The organism is Rhizobium sp. Rhizsp82 (assembly GCF_047325115.1).
GTDB lineage: Bacteria > Pseudomonadota > Alphaproteobacteria > Rhizobiales > Rhizobiaceae > Rhizobium.
In genome coordinates, this window is sequence record NZ_CP168571.1 from 1,474,642 (window position 1) to 1,492,846 (window position 18,205).

Consider the following 18,205-nt stretch of genomic DNA (forward strand, 5'->3'; position numbering starts at 1 on the left):
ATGTGCAAGAACACATGAGCACAAGCCGAACTCATGCGACACGCTCACGGATCATGCACGCATCGGAGCGAGACCTGCGATCGCGAGAAGCGCAACGCCAACAGAAGGTAGACCGTATAGGAACCAGCGTAGACCTACCAGCAAAGAGCTCCTCGTTTGCAAGAAATCACCGCATACCATTTGCGGTCGCTCATCGCAGGGTCGAGCAGTATAGAACGCACGCGATATCGCGATGTCGAACTGCGGAAACCAGAAGAACACGCCAAGGATCATTAGCCATGTGATTGTTAAGGCGAGAAAGAGCCAAAGGAGGCCGTGATCAGATTGGGCGAGAGGCTTGCATCTCATGAGATGTCCATTAAATGATGAGGCGACATCCCCAGCCCATTTGGCAGGAGGCTGAACGCCGGTGGGGGCCACCGGCGTTGGCGCTAAACCTGTACCCAGCCACCGTCGACGGTCAGCTCGATCCCGGTGATATACGAAGCGTCGCTAGAAGCCAGAAAAGCTACAGCAGCCGCGATTTCCTTTGGGGTTCCCATTCGATTAAGGGGAATCTGCTTGACAACCTCGTCGTTGATCAACTCCACCCTCTCGGCGGGGATGCCATTTCTCACCATAATGTCGGTGTCAATGTGTCCCGGCGCGATCGCGTTAACACGGATACCGCGTCCGCGCAGATCGGTTGTCCATGTACGGGCAAGCGACCGGATCGCTGCCTTCGTGGCTGAATAGACACTGAAATTGGGCAAGCCTTTCGAACCGGCGACCGAGGTATTTAAGATTACTGAGCTTCCCTCACGCAAAAGGGGAATGAGCTTCTGCACGGTGAAGTACGTTCCCTTGAAATTGGTAGCTACCGTTCGATCGAAATCCTTTTCCGTGACCCCTTCAACCGGGCCAAGCGCTCCGCCCCCCGCGTTAGCGAAGAGCACATCGATGCGCCCGTGCTTGCGACCAATGTACGATGCCAACGCGTCGAGATCTCTGAGTTTTGAGATATCTCCTGAGACAGCGTCAACGTCACCAACCAGTTCTTCGCTCGCCGCGCGAAGCGCCGCCTCATTGCGTCCGATAATAATAACTTTAGCACCTTCTCCGGCAAACAGACGAGCGGCCGCGAAGCCGATGCCCGAGCCTCCGCCGGTGACAACGACAACTTTGTCTTTGAACCGTTCCATGTTCTGGTACTCCGTTTTGGAATTCGGGGGGCGCGAGGGCCCCGCGCCTCAATCACTTGCCCGGAAAGTGAAACTCCGACCGATGCCGGTCGATGAATTCGCGGACGGTCAACGGGGATGCACCTGTTTCGGCCTTTATTACTTCGTCTTGCCCGCTGAACACTCCGTTCTGATAATCGATCGCGATCGCGCAGAAGTGCTGAACGAGAAACGGAGGCAATCCCTGGCTCTCCAATCTGTCCTTGTACTCTGCAATGGTCGTTGGGACGTAATTTACAGTGACGCCGAGGGCACTTCCGATCTCTTCTGCAATTTGCCTTTGCGACAATTCCACCGGCCCGAACAGCGGGTAGGTCTTGCCGGCGTGCCGAGCGGGTTCATCGAGTACTTTTGCAATGAAGCGAGCTTGGTCTTCCGCTGCAATGGGCGCATGACGGCCGTGCCCGTACGGAAGATCGATGACGCCCTCCTTCGTGATGGATGCCTGCGCATGAGGATAAAGGAACCATTGGGAGAAAAAGGTCGGTCTTAGATGCGTGGAAGGTACGCCAGACCAATCCAGGATGCGCTCGGATATCCAGTGATCGCGGGCGGCGTGGCTCTCGGAGTCCTCGCGTGCCGAGATTTGGGACATATTAACGACCAATTGGAGGCGTGCTCGGCGTGCCGCGTCGGCAAGGTAAGAAGTTGCCTGGATCAGACCTGGGCGTACCGGATAGCAAAAATATGCAGCGTCGACACCGTCGGTCGCGGCAATAATGTCATCATGCTCCAGCATGTCGCCGACAATGATTTCTGCACCGGACTGCCGAAGCTTTTCTGTGCGCTCGTCCTCCTTGCGCACGAGCGCACGCACTGCCCTGCCCTTGCTCAACAGCTCGGCCACAGTGTATTTGCCGGTTTCGCCGGTCGCGCCTGTCACCAGTATCTTGTGTACCATTTCCATCTCCTGAAAATTTCAAATTAGTCGCCGCGCATCCGCAGCAACCCGTAAAATGTATATGTGTATTTACACACTTTCAAGTGTTGAGATCATAGCATGACCGCTGGCGCGGTGGATGCGGTTATACCACCTCCTCAGGCAGTCAGATCACGGGACAGCTTTCATCCCGCGCCCAATCAGCGAAACTCAAATAATATACAACCACGTCGGTATAACCAGCCCTGACAGAGGCTGCTGCGGCTAGAGCCGCGCGGCCGCCCCCATCGCAATGTGTTACGACATGGTCTTCAGACCTGAAGCCAGCGGAGCTGAGGATCTTGCGTAAGACTTCAGATGACTTGACGCTTCCATCGTTCAGCAGGCTCGAATGGGGGACTAGCGTTGCGCCTGGCAAGTGACCGCCTCTCACATTGCTTCGCCGGTCTTCGCCAGAAAACTCTTCTGCGGTTCGCGCGTCGAGGATGCGAGAGCCTTGGCCCAGAACGGCTTTTAGTCCGTCGCGTGAAACAAGACCTACCGGGCCGGAACGGGGACGGCCCACGAAAGGCGAAGCCGCATCCGTAGCTCGCGTCGAAGGTAAACGGGCAACGTGCTCTCTTAGAGCTGGCCAGCCACCATTTATGATAAACGCATTTACGCCGAAGTACTGCAAGATAAACCACACCCTTGCCGCCTCGGTCATCCGCCCATCGTCGTAAACACCAACGATTGCTCCCTCGTAGATCCCGAGCTGTGCGATCGTTTCTTCCCAAAAGCTTACGTTATCGAACGACAATTTCTCGTCTTTAGCAGCCGACACCCAGTGATCGAACGGGACACGAACGGCTGCCGGTGCGTGAGCGGCGTCGAATTCTTCCGCGTCACGAGCATCAAGTAAGTGGAATGATCGGTGGACTGCAATGGGATCGAGGAATGGATCGAGCTGCATTATAACTTCCTTTGAACAGATCGGCTGGTCTGCTGGTAAGCGGCGGTGCTCAGGGACCAAGGTGGTCACGCCTTAGAGCGGTCATTAATCGGTCGAGTGACGCAGCATTCGCGCCTTCATCCATCGCGCAGTCGGTCTCTGTTTCGTTATTGCCCGCGCGAGCCCAGTCCGCCATCGCTGATAGCACAGGCACGAGCTGAATTGCCCGTTCGGACAAGCTGTATATAACCCGCTGCTTATGACCGGGGTCGGTAGCGCGGGTAAGAAGCCCTCTATCGACCAACCTCTCGAGCCGGTCTGTTAGGATGTTGGTTGCGACACCCTCTCGTGAACCCAACAGAAGTTCTCGAAAGTGCCGACGGCCTTCAAAGATAATGTCGCGCAATATGGCTAGGTTCCACCGATCTCCAATAACATCGATTGCCGCATCTAGCGGGCAAACGGCTTCGCGATTTTCCCGAGCAGATGACTGCTCTCTTTGGATCTTGGATTTCAAGGAGCCGTTTTAACCTCCGTCCGGGAAAGCCTCACCAAACATGGGTAACCCGCTTTTGGACTCATTTGAGGTTGCTTCGTCCTGCAGCATGTCCCAGTGCTCGGCAAGCAGGCCGTTTTCCATCCTGACTATGTCAGCCGCAATCCATGCCGCAGGCCTGCCGGTGTTGGAAAAGCGACCGTGTACAATCACATAATCACCCTCCGCAAGCGCCAGCTGATATTCCCATTTGAGGTCAGCTGGAGCCGCACGGACCAGATCGAACAGCCCTTCTCGGCCTGGCGCAATGTGGGCGCTATGTTGGAGATAATTCGCTGACCAGTATTTAAGTGCCGTATCGTAATCGCGCTTGTTGAACAGCGTTTCGAATGCTTCGAGAACCAAAGCTTTGTTCTTGATTGGGTCATTGCTCATGGCGAATTCCTAGCTGCAAATTCGGTTGTAGTTGGGTTTATTATATCTCAGGCACGTCAGGCGACTGGTGCGGGAGGGGTACTCACTCGACCTTCGACACCCTGGAGCGCATCAGTGTCGTCGTTAAGCATGACATGGGAGATCCTATCCAGCCTCTGCAGCTGCTGCTCACTAAGTGCAACCGAAAGGCTGGCAAGATTGCTCTTTAGCTGCTCCAATGTACGCGGCCCGATCATAGGGATTGCGCCTTTCGTCATAACCCATGCGATGGCAATTCTATCTGGAGTTGTTGCCAGTTCTGCCGCAATTTCGAGTAGCGTGTCAACGACGGCCGCTTTTTCAGCGTTGTTTTCTGGACGGAACGCCCGACCATGGAGACCCAGCTCGCGCCCGCCTTCGCCCTTACGATATTTTCCAGTGAGCATCCCACCACCTAACGGCGAGTAGGTGACAAGGCCCATGCCGAGTGCCCGGACTGCCGGGAATATATCCCGCTCTGGCGAGCGATGAACTAGGCTGTGTTCGACCTGAACACCTGCAACCCTAATTTCCCGGCCCATTTCAGCAAGGGTAGCGGCTCGTGTGACGCGCCACGCCGGGAAATTAGAGAGTCCTCCGTAGAGGATCTTGCCCGCTCGCGCGAGGTCATCAAACCCACGCACCAACTCCTCACTCGGCGTTACGCCGTCCGCATAGTGAGCCCAATAGATATCGATCCTATCGGTCTTTAGACGGCGTAGACTTGCTTCAACAGAGGCAATCATTGCCTTTCTGCTGTTTCCGGTTCTCAGGCTACCGAGCCCTTTCGCGCCACCCAAGGTGAACTTTGAGGTAAGCAGGAAGTCTTCGCGCCGTCCGGTGAGGAGATCACCGAGTATCTCCTCTGATTGCCCGAACTGGTAGAAGTCAGCTGTATCCAGAAAGTTGCCGCCTGCATCCGCGTACGCGTTGAATATCTTGGTAGCCTCCTGACGCTCGCTTCCGTAGCCCCAGCCAGTGCCAAAGTTACCGGTTCCGAGAACCAGTTCTGAGACGATAAGACCGGTGGTTCCAAATGTCTTTGTCTTCATGTGCATTTCCTTACAGTTCAAAAGCTGTGTCAGGTGGGACCGTTATTTTGCTTTCAATCCAAGGATCAGCGCCGATATCCCGAGCAACGCCCCCACAATGCAGGTCAGGCTCCAGCCACCCCACGTCCAGAGGAAACCCGAAGCTGCCGACCCCGCGGCCCCGCCTAGGAAGAAGAGTCCGACAAACAATCCGTTGATGCGGCCCCTCGCCTCAGGTTTTAAATGATTTATGGCACGTCGGCCGATCGTCTGGTCGCCAGTCACACCCACATCGAGGAGAACAGCGCTTAAACCCAAGAGACAAAGTAAGGCCGTATTCAGTTCGGACTGGGATGTGCCAGCCCAAGCGGCGACGGCAAATCCGAGAATTAAGAGCACGTGTGATGAACTCGTTACCGCTTTGGAGTGCCCACCGTCTGCCATTCGTCCGAACAATGGCGTCACGACTGCACCACCAGCGCCGACCAAGGCGAATAGCCCGACCCCATCGGCCGATAGGCCGAAAGCCTCAGATTGCAAAATGGTCGCGATCGATGTCCAGAAAAGATTAAACGCAGCCATCACTATCGCGGCGCTGATGGCTCGTCTGCGCAAGACCGGCTGCGTTGCGAACAAGTTGAAAAGAGATCGTATCAGACCGAGATATCCGAGCGTTTTCTCCGGCCATCGCTGAGGCAGTTTGAATGCTAGCAGTAGGGTTAGAACGGCAGTAAAGCCCGTACTGGCGACATAGAATGCCCTCCAGCCCCATAGGCCTTCGAGGAAGCTAGCGGCTGGACGGGCGAGGAGTATCCCCACCATCAGTCCTCCCATAACGTCGCCGATAACCCGCCCGCGCCGCTCGGGGGCTGTCATAGAGGCTGCAATGGGCACTAGGATCTGGATGGCGGAGCATGCAGCACCGAGCAGGAAGAGAAGCGGAAAGAGAACGACGACATTGTCTACGACGACTATGATAGCCGCCGTTACGCATGCCAGGCTGAGCATCACTAGTACAAGGCGGCGGTTCTCGTAGAGATCGGCCAAAGGAACTAGAAGAAATAGGCCTGCCGAGTAGCCGAGCAGCGTGACCATAGCGATCAAGCCGGTGTAAGAGCCTTTGAGTTGGAAGCTTTCAGCAATACCTGGAAGCATCGTTTGCGGGGCGAACAAGTTCGTGACCATAACACCGACCGCCAGCGCAAACAGCGCCACCGGGACCCGATGTAAACCTGCTGTCGACTCGTCGTCGGCGCTTAATATGTCGTCGATTGCGCTCATTTGCCCAGGTGCCCCGCGAAAGATCACCAGCATTTACCGCACCCGAACATTATGCTACAAATCAATAACTCCAATAATCTTCATAGATTTCTTGCATGAACATTCGTGATCTTGAGGCACTTGTTGCCGTTATCGAAACTGGCTCGGTTGGGTCGGCGGCGGTTCGCCTTAATCTGACGCAACCCGCGCTGACAAGACGGATACAGCTACTTGAGGAGACGCTAGGGGTTGCCCTCCTCGATCGGGCGTCGAAGCCTCATAAAGCGACGCTCGACGGATTGCGAGTTTATGACTATGCGCGGCAAATCCTCAGGGGCGTTCGGGACTTGCGCGTCGACCTCACAAGCTCTCAAGGCGAGGTTTGCGGGGAGTTTTCGATAGGTATTATGCCACAACTCGCGGACGATGCTGTGACCATCCCGATAGCGAAGGTCAGGGCCGAGTTTCCCAACCTCAAGATTAAACTGACATCGGACTGGTCACCGTCCCTTCAAAGCAGGGTTGCTGACGGCGACTTAGATCTAGCAATCTATTGTCTGGCCGATGGCGAAGCGCCAGCTCGGAATATCTCCACGACCGACCTTGGTAGAACAGAGGTCGCATTGGTCGCGTCGCCAACCCTGGGCGTCCCCAAACGAGCAACGATCCTCGACCTTTCGCGATTCGCTTGGGTCTTGAACAACGATGGATGTGGCTTTCGAAACTATATCGGCCACACTTTTGAAAGTGCACGCCTTCCGTTCAACGTAGCAATCGAGGTTCTTAGCGCCGAGATAAAAATGTCACTCGTCGCTGCCGGTCACGGAATCGGAATTATTGCGCCCTCCGGATTGAACCAATGCCGCTGGAAAGATGAGATCGAAGTTATCGATACGCCTGATTTTAAGCCAGCAGTTCGCGTCTGGGCGGCGAGTAACGACACGCGTTCAAGACTGAGAGAGCCCGTCCAAACGTTTATCAAAGAGATGCAGGAATTGCGGCTACAGCGACAAGTGGGCGTTCTTGCCGCATAGCCGTCAACGAAAAGAGACTCGATGATCCGCTACTCATTGCTTTACGGGCATATGCCCATATATGCATGTTGCGAACTCTTTAGACGAGACAGAAATGATGATTTATAAATCCAAACGACTGAAACCTATTTCAGTGGCAGCTTTCATGCTTCTTGCGGTTAGCGGTACAGCGCAAGCAGCGAACATCGCCTATCGCACCGCAGAAATCGCGGGCCTACAGGTGTTTTATCGCGAAGCCGGCGAGAAGCAGAACCCGACCATTGTTCTGCTACACGGCTTCCCCTCCTCCTCGCACATGTTTCGCGACCTGATTCCAGAACTTTCGCAGCGTTTTCATGTAATAGCGCCGGACTATCCGGGAATGGGACAGAGCCAAGCCCCGGCGCCGGAAACGACTGTGACATTCGACAGCGAGTCTGTGGTGATCGAACAGCTACTTCAGAAGCTTGGAACAAAAAGCGCGATTTTCTACATGCAGGATTTTGGCGGTCCAATCGGCATGCGCATTGCGACTCGTCATCCAGATATTGTGGGTGGCCTGGTCTTTCAGAACATCGCAATCACAGAGGACGGATGGGATCAGACTCGCTTGAAGGCAGTCAAATTGAACAGCGGTCCAGTAACGCCTGAAAAAAGAGCTGCAGCAGGTGCACGTGTCTCGATGACGACCGATCTCGCACTTTACAAGCATGGCGCCGCAGATCCGACCGCGCTCAATCCAGACTCCTGGACCAATGACGCTTTCGCGATAACCAACCCAGATTCGCACCGAGTAATGACTGATCTCCAGTTGGATATCGGATCGAATCTCGAACTCTACTCTGCTTGGTCAAAATATCTCGCCGAGCAGAAGCCAAAGACGCTGGTCGTTTGGGGGGACAACGATCCAATATTCACCCCCCATGCCGCGGACGCAATCGGCGCTCTCGTCCCTGGCTCACAAGTTCATCACTACAATTCGGGCCACTTTGCGCTGGAAGAACAACATTCCGATATAGCAGCGCAGATAATCAGTGTCTTCACAACTGCTGCTCGATAGACGGCGCGAGGGACTCGAAGCTCATGACACGAGGTCTCAGTGCTAAGCGGTGAACACATCATCGCGTCTTTGTCGCAGACGCCGCGCGGCAAAACTACAAGGCCAGCAACGTGGCTACTGGTGCAGTAGCCGCAATCAAATTCAGATCTTCCGCAAGCATTCAATCTCCGTCCGCGCGGGGAACCGAACATGCAACAATAGAGAAACCCATGAACACCCAACTTCACAAAATAACCGTCGCAAGCATCCTACTTTTCGCACTCTCTGCTTGCGCATCCACTGACAAAGATAGCAGGCAGATCCAGGTTACATCGAACCCGTCCGGCTTGCCAGTGACAACGGATAGGGGGCTCACATGTGCGGCGACGCCCTGCCAGATCAGTGCCCCCGCATTAGGATCAGTTCAAGTAACGGCCAGCCATGCGGGACGAACAAAGTCAGTGGCTGTTCCGGGGCGATGGTTCGCAGATAAAGACAGCGAGCTGCAGACTGTGTTCGTCGACCTCAACTGAAATAACGTGAACGCTCGCGTTACAGCAGCGGAGGCAACACCTGCGCCCGTCAAAATAGCAATCGGCCATGATGTCAGCAACAGCCGAAGATTTCGCTTGCTTTATTCCGGCATCGACATATTAAGGGGATATCCTACTATTTCTATAGGTTTTATGGATGCGCGTGTTTCTTACCGGCGGAACTGGCTACATGGGCACTGTAGTCCTGGAAAAGCTATTATTAGCGGGCATTGATGTTCTAGCGCTGGCCCGCCCTATGCGTCGCGAACATGTCACGCGTCGCGACGGCCTGGGGTGGCTTTATGGTGAACTCGACGATGCCGACTTGGTGGGAAGAGGAGCTCGTTCAGCGGACGCCACCATTCACCTTGCGGCACGGCACGACGAGAGCATGGAGCGGTTGGATTCATCGGCTGTAAAGGCGATCGAGAAAGCTCTCGTGGGGTCGAATAAATGCTTCATCACTACCAGCGCTTCGCCCGTCTATGGAGACACCGGAAGGATGCCTCGAGACGAGCACGAGCCTATTAACAATCCATATCCCGCCCGACTATTTCGCCTCCAGCATGATCGTCGTGTTACAGGCTTAAAAGACAGAGGAATTCGCGGCGTGGTGATACGTCCCCCCTTCGTCTACGGGCGCTCGGGAGGATTTCTGGTCACACTAATCAACCAGGCGATTGAGGATAGAGTCGCAAATACGATTGGTGATGGCCTTAACCGTTGGTCAACCGTTCACGTTGACGATCTCGCAGATCTTTACGTTCGCGCTCTCGTCAATCAACAGGCTTTCGGCGTTTTTAACGCGGGCAGCCTGGACACTGTGAGCATGCGCGAGATTGCGGATGGTATCGCTAAAACCTTCGGGTCAGAAATCGGGCGTAGTGAGTGGTTGGAGGCGGACGCGGTCCGTCGACTGGGCGTTTTAATGCCGATGATGGCCCTGGAACAGCGCATCTCGTCAGAACGTGCCTATCAGGAATTGGGCTGGCGGCCGGGAGGGACCACATTGCTGGAAGACCTCACGATGGGTTCATATAGGAGCAGTCCACTTGTCTCCTACAGTCACTGAGACGGAACCCTTAGAGCCGGCAGGACATGTGAGCCGCGTCGTTCCTGACATCGTATTCGAACGCGTTTCAAAGAGCTATGGCTCTCACTCAGTGCTGAACGACATAGAATTCAGCTTGTCTCCAGGTGAATTCTTTGCCATCCTCGGACCGAGTGGCTCGGGTAAGAGCACTCTTCTCAACCTAATCGCCGGCTTCGAGCAGCCGACGAAGGGCGACCTGCTGATCCGCGGTCGCAGCGTTATTAGATTGCCGCCGCACGCCCGGCGTGTGGGTGTAGTGTTCCAAAGCTATGCCTTGTTTCCGCATCTCAACGTATCCGAAAACCTAGCCTATCCGCTTACCCGCAAGCACCTCGATCAAGGCGAGGCCGGACGAAGAATCGCAGCGATGCTAAAACTCATGCGGCTGGAACCGCTCGCAACCGCTGCAGTCTCGCAAATCTCGGGTGGCCAGCAGCAACGCGTGGCGATAGCTCGAGCTCTGATTGCGGAGCCGGACGTGTTGTTGATGGACGAACCAATGGCCGCATTGGACAAAGCGCTCCGTGATGAGCTCCAGGTTGAACTGAAGATCCTGCAAAAAAGGCTAGGTACAACGGTTGTTTATATAACCCATGATCAGCGTGAGGCGATGGCGCTTGCAGACAGGATAGGTGTGCTCAACAACGGCCGCTTCGAACAGATTGGAACACCTCGCGAGATCTACGATCATCCTGCATCTTCTTTCGTCGCGCGATTTATCGGGGGCTCAACGCTAATTTTGGGATTAGCGAGAGAAGTAGGTGGCCATTGGATACTAGAGACCAGCAACGGGCTGCGTTTACCTGGTCAGTGGGCTTCTTCATGCAAACCTCTTGAGGGGCCGGCCCAACTTTCCATAAGCCCAGCCAAAGTGAGGATCGCCCGAGAAGAACCAAACAGCATCCCGGCTCAGGTAACAGCATCACTGTACACCGGCGACAGCACTATCGTCCACCTTCTAATCGGTGGCGCAATTCCAATTACAGCTAGAGAGGCCGGTTGGTCCGACCGTTCTACCGGTGAGGTAGTTTCCATATCGTGGGACCCTAGCGACGCCATAATTTTTGATTCCGATCTTCGTATTGAGGGGACTACGCTATGAGTGAAGTGTTCAAAACAGCCATCGACCGACGTACGCTTCTGAAAGGTGCAGCATCCGCTTCCCTGGGATTTGCCGCTAGCGGCATATTGGGTGGGAGAGCTGTCAGCGCCGAGAACACGGTAATAGTCACAGATGGCGGCGGGGCTTGGGGAGCCGCGCAGAAAGCCGCTTACTTTGACCCATTCGAGAAAGAGACCGGGATCAAGGTGTCTCTCGTCCCATACGCACTTCCGGGTAAGGTCAAAGCTAGTATCGAGGCTGGCGCACCGGTCGCGGATGTCGCAGACCTCTCCGGGTCGCAACTGCCATCGTTTGCACGCGCCGGGTTGCTCGAAGAAATCGACACGAAGTTCTTTGCTGCAAGCGATCTAGAGAGCCTTCTCCCAATTAAGGCAGATCGATTTGGTATCCCGTCACTTTTCGGCGCAATCGTTGTGGCTTTCGAAAAGGATGCATATCAAGGTTCGAAACCTACCGGTTGGGCGGACTTCTGGAACGCAGAAAAGTTTCCCGGACCGAGAAGCCTTGCTGATGGTGGGACGCTTACCGTAGCTCACACGTTCGAGATCGCCCTTTTGGCCGACGGCGTATCACCTGATAAATTGTATCCAATCGACTGGGAAAGGGCCTTTAAGAGCCTGGATCGCATCCGCCCAAATATCTCGAAGTTCTGGACAGGCTTCGCCGAGCCCGTTCAGTTGCTTGTCGACCAGAGCGCTACGCTGGCAAGCGCGTACAACGGTCGCGTCACCTCCGCGCAATCGGACGGCGCAGCTATAGATTTCACTTGGGATCAAGCTGTTTTGGGATGGGACCACTGGGTCGTTCCCAAAGGAGCAACCAATGTCGAAAACGCCTTCAAATTCATCGCGTATGCTACCCGAGCTGATCGTCAGGCGGAGTTTGCAAAGTTGATTGACTACGGGCCGACCAATGCTCGTGCGTACGATCTGCTGACCCCTGAACGCGCAGCGAAACTTCCGACGTCCCCGGCTGTCAAAGACAAACTTGTGATCACGGACTTCGAATGGTGGGCCAGCGAGGCGTCCTCAGGAGTTACTAACGAGGCCAAGGCCACCCAGCTGTGGGAACAATGGCTGAAGAAGGCTTGAGAGATAGAAATGTCAGCGGCCGGCCTCGCGATCAGTAACCTTTCGACCACTCCCGCAAGCGGCCGCGGCATCAACCTCGTGCCTGCGGCCTTGTTGATCGCCGCGTTTCTATGGATACCGCTGATCACAACCGTGATCAGCAGCCTGCAGGCCGGATCGACGTGGAGCGGCGCGAACTATAGCTCCTTGTTCGGAGATACGTTTCCGAAGATCCTGCTAGCGACGCTCGGAGATAGTGCAGCCGTCACGCTGGCTTGTCTCTTTTTAGGCGTTCCCACAGCCTATACCCTAGCCAGGGTCGAGGGGAAGATAATTGCTGTCATACTTTTCGCCCTATCGATTCCTTTGTTCGTCAGCAGCTTGATCAGGTCTTATTCCTGGGTGGCAATCCTTGGGAACCGCGGCTTGCTCAATCAGTTTCTTCTTTATATTGGATTGATCGAACGACCGATAAAAATGGCTTATACGCAAACTGGTATGTTTGCGGCTATGGTCCAAGTCCAACTTCCGCTCTTCATACTGCCTGCTTACAGCGTGATGCGTCGGATAGATCCTCGTGTTCGTCGGGCGGCGCAGTCCTTGGGGGCGGATCCGATCACCGCCTTTTTCACAGCCTTCTTGCCGCTAGCAATGCCTGGCATAGGGGCTGCCTCACTGCTTGTCTTCATTGGTTCACTTGGGTTTTTCGAGACCCCCGCCATTCTGGGGCCGCCTGGTGCCTACCTTGTCAGCCAATCGATAGAGGTGCGCGTCAACAGTCTCGGCGACCAAGGGGGAGCTGCGGCGCAAGCCGTCGTTCTTTTGCTGCTTACAGTTTTATTACTATCCTTCACTATATTGCTTCGAAAGGCAGTTGCGGGTCTGAAAAGAAGTCTCCCCTTCGAAGCCCCACGACCACGATCAAAAATCTTGCTGGAAAAAATCGCACGATCCGCTTCAGCGTGGCGCTGGATGATCGTTGGTTCCCTCACGACGTTCGTCATTGTGCTTACTTTTTTACCGCTGATAATTCTGCTTCCCCTCTCTCTGAGTTCGGCCTCATATCTCTCGTTCCCGCCCGTTGGTTTTTCATTCCGGTGGTTCATCGCTTTCTTCGAAACCGACGAATGGACGAAAGGCACTGCTTTAAGCATCCAGCTTGCAGCCGCCGCTGCTGCGATTGCAACGTTCGCCGGTGGGCTCTGCGTGCTAAACCTTGGTGCCCTTCCCCCGCGCGCCCGATCCATCGCACTTATTGTCGCTAGTGCACCTCTGGTGATCTCTCCTATGGTGCTGGCGGTGTCGATTTTCTACATCTCCGCACTGCTCGGACTGATTGGCAACCCAGTCGTTTTCATCGGGACGTATGCGCTTATGGGATTACCGTTCCCGGTCCTCATTATTGGTGCCGCGCTCACCAAGCTGGACCCAGCGCTACTGCGGGCGGCCGCGTCGCTTGGTGCAAAGCCTTCAACTATCCTGAAAACGGTGACACTTCCGTTGCTGTCCGCCTCCGTTCTAAGCGGTTTCCTTTTCTCATTTGTTGTGGGTTTCAATGACCTCAGCGTCTCGCTTTTCCTTAGTTCCGGGAACACGCGAACGCTTCCGCTCCTAATGTGGGACGATGTTCGTCAAGAGATCACGCCCCGGTTAGCTGCCGTATCCGTCGTGGTACTAACCGCCGGGACCATATTTTGGCTCTTGGCGATAACGCTTCGGCACGCTGTCGCGAGGCGTAGAGCAGATAGGCTGACGTCTGCCGTTAGGGCAGCTGCGACGTAAAATATAGGTGCTGAATGAGATTTTTCCTGACTGGCGCAACGGGCTATGTCGGCTCCAGAGTCCTGCGTCGGCTGTCTGCCACTGGACATCAAGTGAAGGCACTGGTCCGCCCGCGTGCCGGTGGCCCCCAACTAGAGAATTTGCCAGCAGTTCAATATGTCACAGCCGACTTGCGTAACAGAGATGCCATAGTCAGTTCCGGACGGTGGAGCGACGCTGTAATTCATACCGCCGCCGAGCACGACGGCGATATGAGCGGCGCCGACGCAGCCTTTATTGCTGCGATCACTGAAGCACTCAGCTGGTCCGGCAAAGCGCTGGTGTACACAAGCGCATCCGTGGTCTACGGCGATACTGGTGACGCACCTCGCGAGGAAAACGGCCCTATCGGGTCCCCGTTGCCGTCCCGTGCCTGGCGGGTCGAGCACGACAATCGGGTCGAAAGCCTGATAAGCGAAGGAATACGCAGCTCTGTCATTCGACCGTCAACAGTCTACGGATACGGCGAGGGAATTGTTCGCTCAAGGATCGAGCACGCCGCCCACAATGGCCGTGCGGTCTATGTCGATGAGGGCACGAAGCTTTTCTCTACAGTTCATATAGAGGATCTAATCGATGCTTATCTCGGTGTAATCGAGCATCCGGATGCCGCAGGAGTTTTCAACGTTGCCTCATCCGAAATATTGTCGCGACTTAGGTTCGCGGAACTCATATCAGACGTCCTTCGCAGTTCAATCAAACCGGAAAGCGTGACCTTAAGCGCCGCAATCGCGGAGCAAGGCGAATTAGCTGCGATTGGCAGCATCAATCAAGTGCTCTCGGCGACGAAGATCAAACGGTGTCTTGCTTGGCACCCTTCCCGGCCAACACTCGAGAGTGAGCTGCTCACCGGCACCTATGCGAACTTGACCCTTGCCAGCCTCATATAGATCAAGGAACCTGAAATGACCGATCCCGCGAGTACTTTCCTGGACTACCGCAAGCATGCGGAAAAACTGCATGAAGAGATCGTTGTTTTCGACAGCCATGTCGATATCCTCCCCACATTCGCGGCCGACACGGCCACATTCGATACAGATGGATCGACACAATTTGACCTCGCTAAAGTAAGGCGCGGCGGCATACGCGGAGTGGTTTTAACCGTAGCTACCGGGGCGGGCCGTGTATCGGACAGTGAACAGGTGAGAACGCGGCAGATCGCAGAGAACAAATTTCAGCTGATCAGCGATTTTCTATCGCGCTTTTCCGATAGGGTAGAGCTCGCCCCCGATCCAGACCGCTTCCTCGAGATCACCAACGCAGGAAAACTTGCTGTGGTGATAGGTTTTCAAAACGCACACCCGTTCGCGGAGGATCTCACAGAACTTGATAAGTGGGAGGCCCGTGGCATCAGACAATTTGCTTTTACATTTATAGGGAACAATCTCTGGGCGGATTCCGCTCGCCCCTACCCATACATCGGGCAAGGAATTCGATCCAGCGGCTTGAGTGCCATTGGCCGACGGGCTGTTCGACGACTTAACGAACTCGGAGTAATCATTGATGTCTCGCAAGTCTCCGCCGAAAGCTTGCGCGACATCCTGGAGGAGAGCAATGCACCGATCATCGCGAGCCATTCGGCTCCCCGTCACCTCGTTGATGTCGACCGCAACTTGACCGACAACGAAATAAGTTCAATCGCTGACAAGCGCGGTGTTGTCCAAGTAGTCGCATTCGGCCCCTATCTCAAACCGCTTTCATCTAAAATGCGTGCTGCGGTAGCTACGTTGTGGAAGCAATATGGGTTGGAGGAACCGCGAGACCTCTCGCGAGCGCTGAGTATCAACGACGAAGAGACGCGCTACTGGCCGAGCGATAAGTATGAGGAGTTCCTTCATGAGTTCCATGTCGTGCTGGAACTCGAGAGGCCGGACGCGTCTATTCGAGACCTCGTTGATGCAATAGACCATACAGTTTCTGTCGCAGGTATCGATCACGTTGGGATTTCCTCTGACTTCAATCACAGTGGCGGCGTCCTTGGTTGGATGAACTCTGGGGAAACCCCGAATGTCACAGCGGAGTTACTCCGCCGCGGATACACGAAGGGCCAGATCGAAAAACTCTGGGGCGGAAATTACATGAGGGCCTGGCGCGAGATTCGCCTGGCCTCCCGACGCTAGATATTTTGTAGGCGACGATGTATCTCATTTCGGAAACGGTCCGCTACGTTGGCGGGCCGGCCAAACCGAGGTATCAATGTCGGAAAAGAAGCCAAAGATCCCTGCACGAGGCATCTGTAACGCCACAGCAATCAGAATGGCTTCCCGCAAAATATCCCACCTCTACGACACCGTTCTCGCACCAACGGGTCTCAAAAGCACGCAGTTTTCACTGCTGGCCGAGTTGGGTCGCAGGCAATCGGATCCCCCAACGATGCTCGAGCTAGCACAGGCCATGACCATGGACCGATCAACGCTGGGCCAAAATATGCTCTTACTCGAGCGCGACGGGTACGTATTGCAAGAACGCGATAGACACGACGGACGTAGGCGCCGTCTTCACCTCACTACCAGTGGGCGCGACGTTCTGATCAAGGGGCTTCCACTTTGGGAAGATTCGCAGAAGCGCTTCGAAGAACTGATTGGCGTCGCGAACACCGAAAAGTTGAGAGAGATTCTGATGTCGATCGTGAACGGCGACGAAATGCTTCGCGCGGATCAAGCCTGATCTTTCAGCATCATTTCAGCCTCATCCAGTGCTGACTTCAGCAAAATTTCCGCATACTCCGCTGATGGCACCGCCCTTGCTAATTGCAAGGCGCCGATTGCCATACTGAAGATTGCCATGGCTTTTCGCATTTGGTGTTGTCCCCCACCAAGCCCCACCGACAAACTTTTCAGGATCGACTTTAGATTCTCCTCGTAGGCCTGCCTGGTCGCCAGCGGTTGACGCGAAATTTCGGGCAGCAGCGCCGCGGATGGGCAGCCTTCCCCTGGGTGATCCCGGTGTGCCACCGACAGGTAGTTCGCTAACGCTGTTCTGAGTGTTCCCTCACTCGCTGACGCAGAGAGATCCTCGGCCTGTCTCTGCAACGCGTCTTTCAGCACCTCGCATACCAAATCCTCTTTGGATCCGAAGTGCCCATAGAATGCGCCGTTCGTTTTGTGGGCTTCTTGCATGATCCCTGCAATTCCGGTTGCAGATATGCCGTCGGCTCGGAACCTACGACTGGCGGCCGCGAGAATTTCGGCGCGCGACTGATCTTTTTGGTCTTTCATGTATCGCATCGGGTATTGATACCACAATCCCTATTGAATTACGAATATAATATGCCATTATGGTCGTAATTCAACAAGGAGAATTGAAATGAAACGTAAACACGCCGTCGCGCTCGTGACTGGTGCTTCCAGCGGCATTGGTCGGGCTACCGCCCGAGCTCTCGCAGATCAAGGTTATCACGTTTATGGCACAACCCGAGGCAAGGGTTCAGGCGAAGTCGACGGTGTAACGATGATCACCTGTGATGTCACTTCGGAAGATTCCGTACACGATGCTGTTGAATACGTCATAGATACGGCAGGACAGATCGATCTTCTCGTTAACAACGCTGGCGTTGGAATGCTGGGCGCTCTGGAAGACTCTTCTGTTCGTCAGCATCAGGATCTTTTCGATGTAAACGTATTCGGCGCGATCCGGATGATTAAAGCGGTTCTGCCTGGCATGCGAGCGCGACGGAACGGCCGCATCATCAACATCAGCTCCGTCCTTGGTTTTATTCCTGCCCCGTTCTCCGCCTCATACGCCGCGTCAAAACACGCATTGGAAGCATACAGCCAGTCTTTAGATCATGAGGTTCGAGGCACCGGCATTCGTGTGCTTCTGATCGAACCTGCCTACACCAAGACAGCTTTCGACACCAATATCATGAGACCAGATGAGCCGAAGCAGTGGTACTCTGGGGCCAGAGCGGGTGCGGATAAACTCATCGAGGAAGCCCTTATTAAAGGCGATGCACCAGAAACGATCGCAAGGGTTGTTATCAAAGCAGCGTCAGCCAGATCACCTCAGCTTCGTTACCCTGCAGGCAAAACGGCTCGGCAGCTCAATGTCGCACGTAAGATCATTCCAGACTCTATCCTGGATGGGATGCTGCGCAAGCAGTTGCGCCTGGACCAGGTGACCGGGGAATAACGGCCCCCTTGATACATGCGGCTCATCAATTCGCCCAGGTATCGCAGCAACGAAAAGAGGCCCGGAGGGAATGCCGGGCCTCTTCGAGAGATCGGAGGTCAACCAGATCTC

General features: G+C 54.9%; 17 protein-coding genes and 1 pseudogene. 10 read left to right on the forward strand and 8 right to left on the reverse strand.

Annotated elements, in window-relative coordinates:
• Positions 1-431: 431 nt before the first annotated feature.
• The 7 genes and pseudogenes from ACEN84_RS31040 to ACEN84_RS31070 all read right to left on the reverse strand — a co-directional run bounded on the left by ACEN84_RS31040 (position 432) and on the right by ACEN84_RS31070 (position 6,325).
• The gene (locus ACEN84_RS31040; RefSeq protein ID WP_413711783.1) at positions 432-1,181 is read right to left on the reverse strand and encodes an SDR family oxidoreductase; all 750 of its coding nucleotides are present in this window, start codon (positions 1,179-1,181) and stop codon (positions 432-434) included.
• A 52-nt stretch (positions 1,182-1,233) separates the two neighbouring features.
• Positions 1,234-2,121 (reverse strand): NmrA family NAD(P)-binding protein, encoded by an 888-nt coding sequence (locus ACEN84_RS31045; protein WP_413711784.1) that lies wholly within the window; start codon positions 2,119-2,121, stop codon positions 1,234-1,236.
• A gap of 145 nt (positions 2,122-2,266) precedes the next feature.
• Positions 2,267-3,052 carry a sulfurtransferase gene (locus ACEN84_RS31050; protein ID WP_413711785.1) on the reverse strand — a complete coding sequence of 262 codons (786 nt, stop codon included), beginning with the start codon at positions 3,050-3,052 and terminating at the stop codon, positions 2,267-2,269.
• Positions 3,053-3,232: 180 nt separating this feature from the next.
• Positions 3,233-3,473, reverse strand: a pseudogene (locus ACEN84_RS31055) (winged helix-turn-helix transcriptional regulator); the annotation flags it as partial.
• An 84-nt stretch (positions 3,474-3,557) separates the two neighbouring features.
• The gene (locus ACEN84_RS31060; RefSeq protein ID WP_413711786.1) at positions 3,558-3,962 is read right to left on the reverse strand and encodes a nuclear transport factor 2 family protein; all 405 of its coding nucleotides are present in this window, start codon (positions 3,960-3,962) and stop codon (positions 3,558-3,560) included.
• A gap of 56 nt (positions 3,963-4,018) precedes the next feature.
• Complete coding sequence (locus ACEN84_RS31065; RefSeq protein WP_413711787.1) at positions 4,019-5,032, reverse strand: aldo/keto reductase; 1,014 nt, start codon at positions 5,030-5,032, stop codon at positions 4,019-4,021.
• A gap of 42 nt (positions 5,033-5,074) precedes the next feature.
• The gene (locus tag ACEN84_RS31070; RefSeq protein WP_413711788.1) at positions 5,075-6,325 is read right to left on the reverse strand and encodes an MFS transporter; all 1,251 of its coding nucleotides are present in this window, start codon (positions 6,323-6,325) and stop codon (positions 5,075-5,077) included.
• Between the two features lie 62 nt (positions 6,326-6,387).
• Between ACEN84_RS31070 and ACEN84_RS31075 the strand changes: the two genes are divergently transcribed.
• From ACEN84_RS31075 to ACEN84_RS31115, 9 genes are all read left to right on the forward strand, one after another.
• Positions 6,388-7,305, forward strand: coding sequence for a LysR family transcriptional regulator (locus ACEN84_RS31075; protein ID WP_413711789.1), 918 nt, complete (start codon positions 6,388-6,390; stop codon positions 7,303-7,305).
• A 94-nt stretch (positions 7,306-7,399) separates the two neighbouring features.
• A complete protein-coding gene (locus ACEN84_RS31080) occupies positions 7,400-8,344 on the forward strand; it encodes an alpha/beta fold hydrolase (RefSeq protein ID WP_413711790.1) in 945 nt (314 codons plus the stop codon).
• Positions 8,345-9,046: 702 nt separating this feature from the next.
• Positions 9,047-9,928 carry an NAD-dependent epimerase/dehydratase family protein gene (locus tag ACEN84_RS31085; protein ID WP_413711791.1) on the forward strand — a complete coding sequence of 294 codons (882 nt, stop codon included), beginning with the start codon at positions 9,047-9,049 and terminating at the stop codon, positions 9,926-9,928.
• A 28-nt stretch (positions 9,929-9,956) separates the two neighbouring features.
• Positions 9,957-11,051, forward strand: coding sequence for an ABC transporter ATP-binding protein (locus ACEN84_RS31090; RefSeq protein ID WP_413711792.1), 1,095 nt, complete (start codon positions 9,957-9,959; stop codon positions 11,049-11,051).
• On the forward strand, positions 11,048-12,163 hold the full coding sequence (locus ACEN84_RS31095) for an ABC transporter substrate-binding protein (protein ID WP_413711793.1): 1,116 nt from the start codon (positions 11,048-11,050) through the stop codon (positions 12,161-12,163). Before ACEN84_RS31090 ends, ACEN84_RS31095 begins: the two co-directional genes overlap by 4 nt.
• A gap of 9 nt (positions 12,164-12,172) precedes the next feature.
• Positions 12,173-13,924, forward strand: coding sequence for an ABC transporter permease subunit (locus ACEN84_RS31100; protein ID WP_413711794.1), 1,752 nt, complete (start codon positions 12,173-12,175; stop codon positions 13,922-13,924).
• A 14-nt stretch (positions 13,925-13,938) separates the two neighbouring features.
• Complete coding sequence (locus ACEN84_RS31105; protein ID WP_413711795.1) at positions 13,939-14,853, forward strand: NAD-dependent epimerase/dehydratase family protein; 915 nt, start codon at positions 13,939-13,941, stop codon at positions 14,851-14,853.
• A gap of 15 nt (positions 14,854-14,868) precedes the next feature.
• Positions 14,869-16,083, forward strand: coding sequence for a membrane dipeptidase (locus ACEN84_RS31110; protein ID WP_413711796.1), 1,215 nt, complete (start codon positions 14,869-14,871; stop codon positions 16,081-16,083).
• 76 nt (positions 16,084-16,159) lie between these two features.
• Positions 16,160-16,630, forward strand: coding sequence for a MarR family winged helix-turn-helix transcriptional regulator (locus ACEN84_RS31115; RefSeq protein ID WP_413711797.1), 471 nt, complete (start codon positions 16,160-16,162; stop codon positions 16,628-16,630).
• On the opposite strand, the gene ACEN84_RS31120 is transcribed toward ACEN84_RS31115, so the two are convergent.
• Positions 16,621-17,181 carry a TetR/AcrR family transcriptional regulator gene (locus ACEN84_RS31120; protein ID WP_413711798.1) on the reverse strand — a complete coding sequence of 187 codons (561 nt, stop codon included), beginning with the start codon at positions 17,179-17,181 and terminating at the stop codon, positions 16,621-16,623. The two genes, ACEN84_RS31115 and ACEN84_RS31120, sit on opposite strands and share 10 nt — an antisense overlap.
• 88 nt (positions 17,182-17,269) lie before the next feature.
• Between ACEN84_RS31120 and ACEN84_RS31125 the strand changes: the two genes are divergently transcribed.
• Positions 17,270-18,094 carry an oxidoreductase gene (locus ACEN84_RS31125; protein ID WP_413711799.1) on the forward strand — a complete coding sequence of 275 codons (825 nt, stop codon included), beginning with the start codon at positions 17,270-17,272 and terminating at the stop codon, positions 18,092-18,094.
• Positions 18,095-18,205 lie beyond the last annotated feature (111 nt).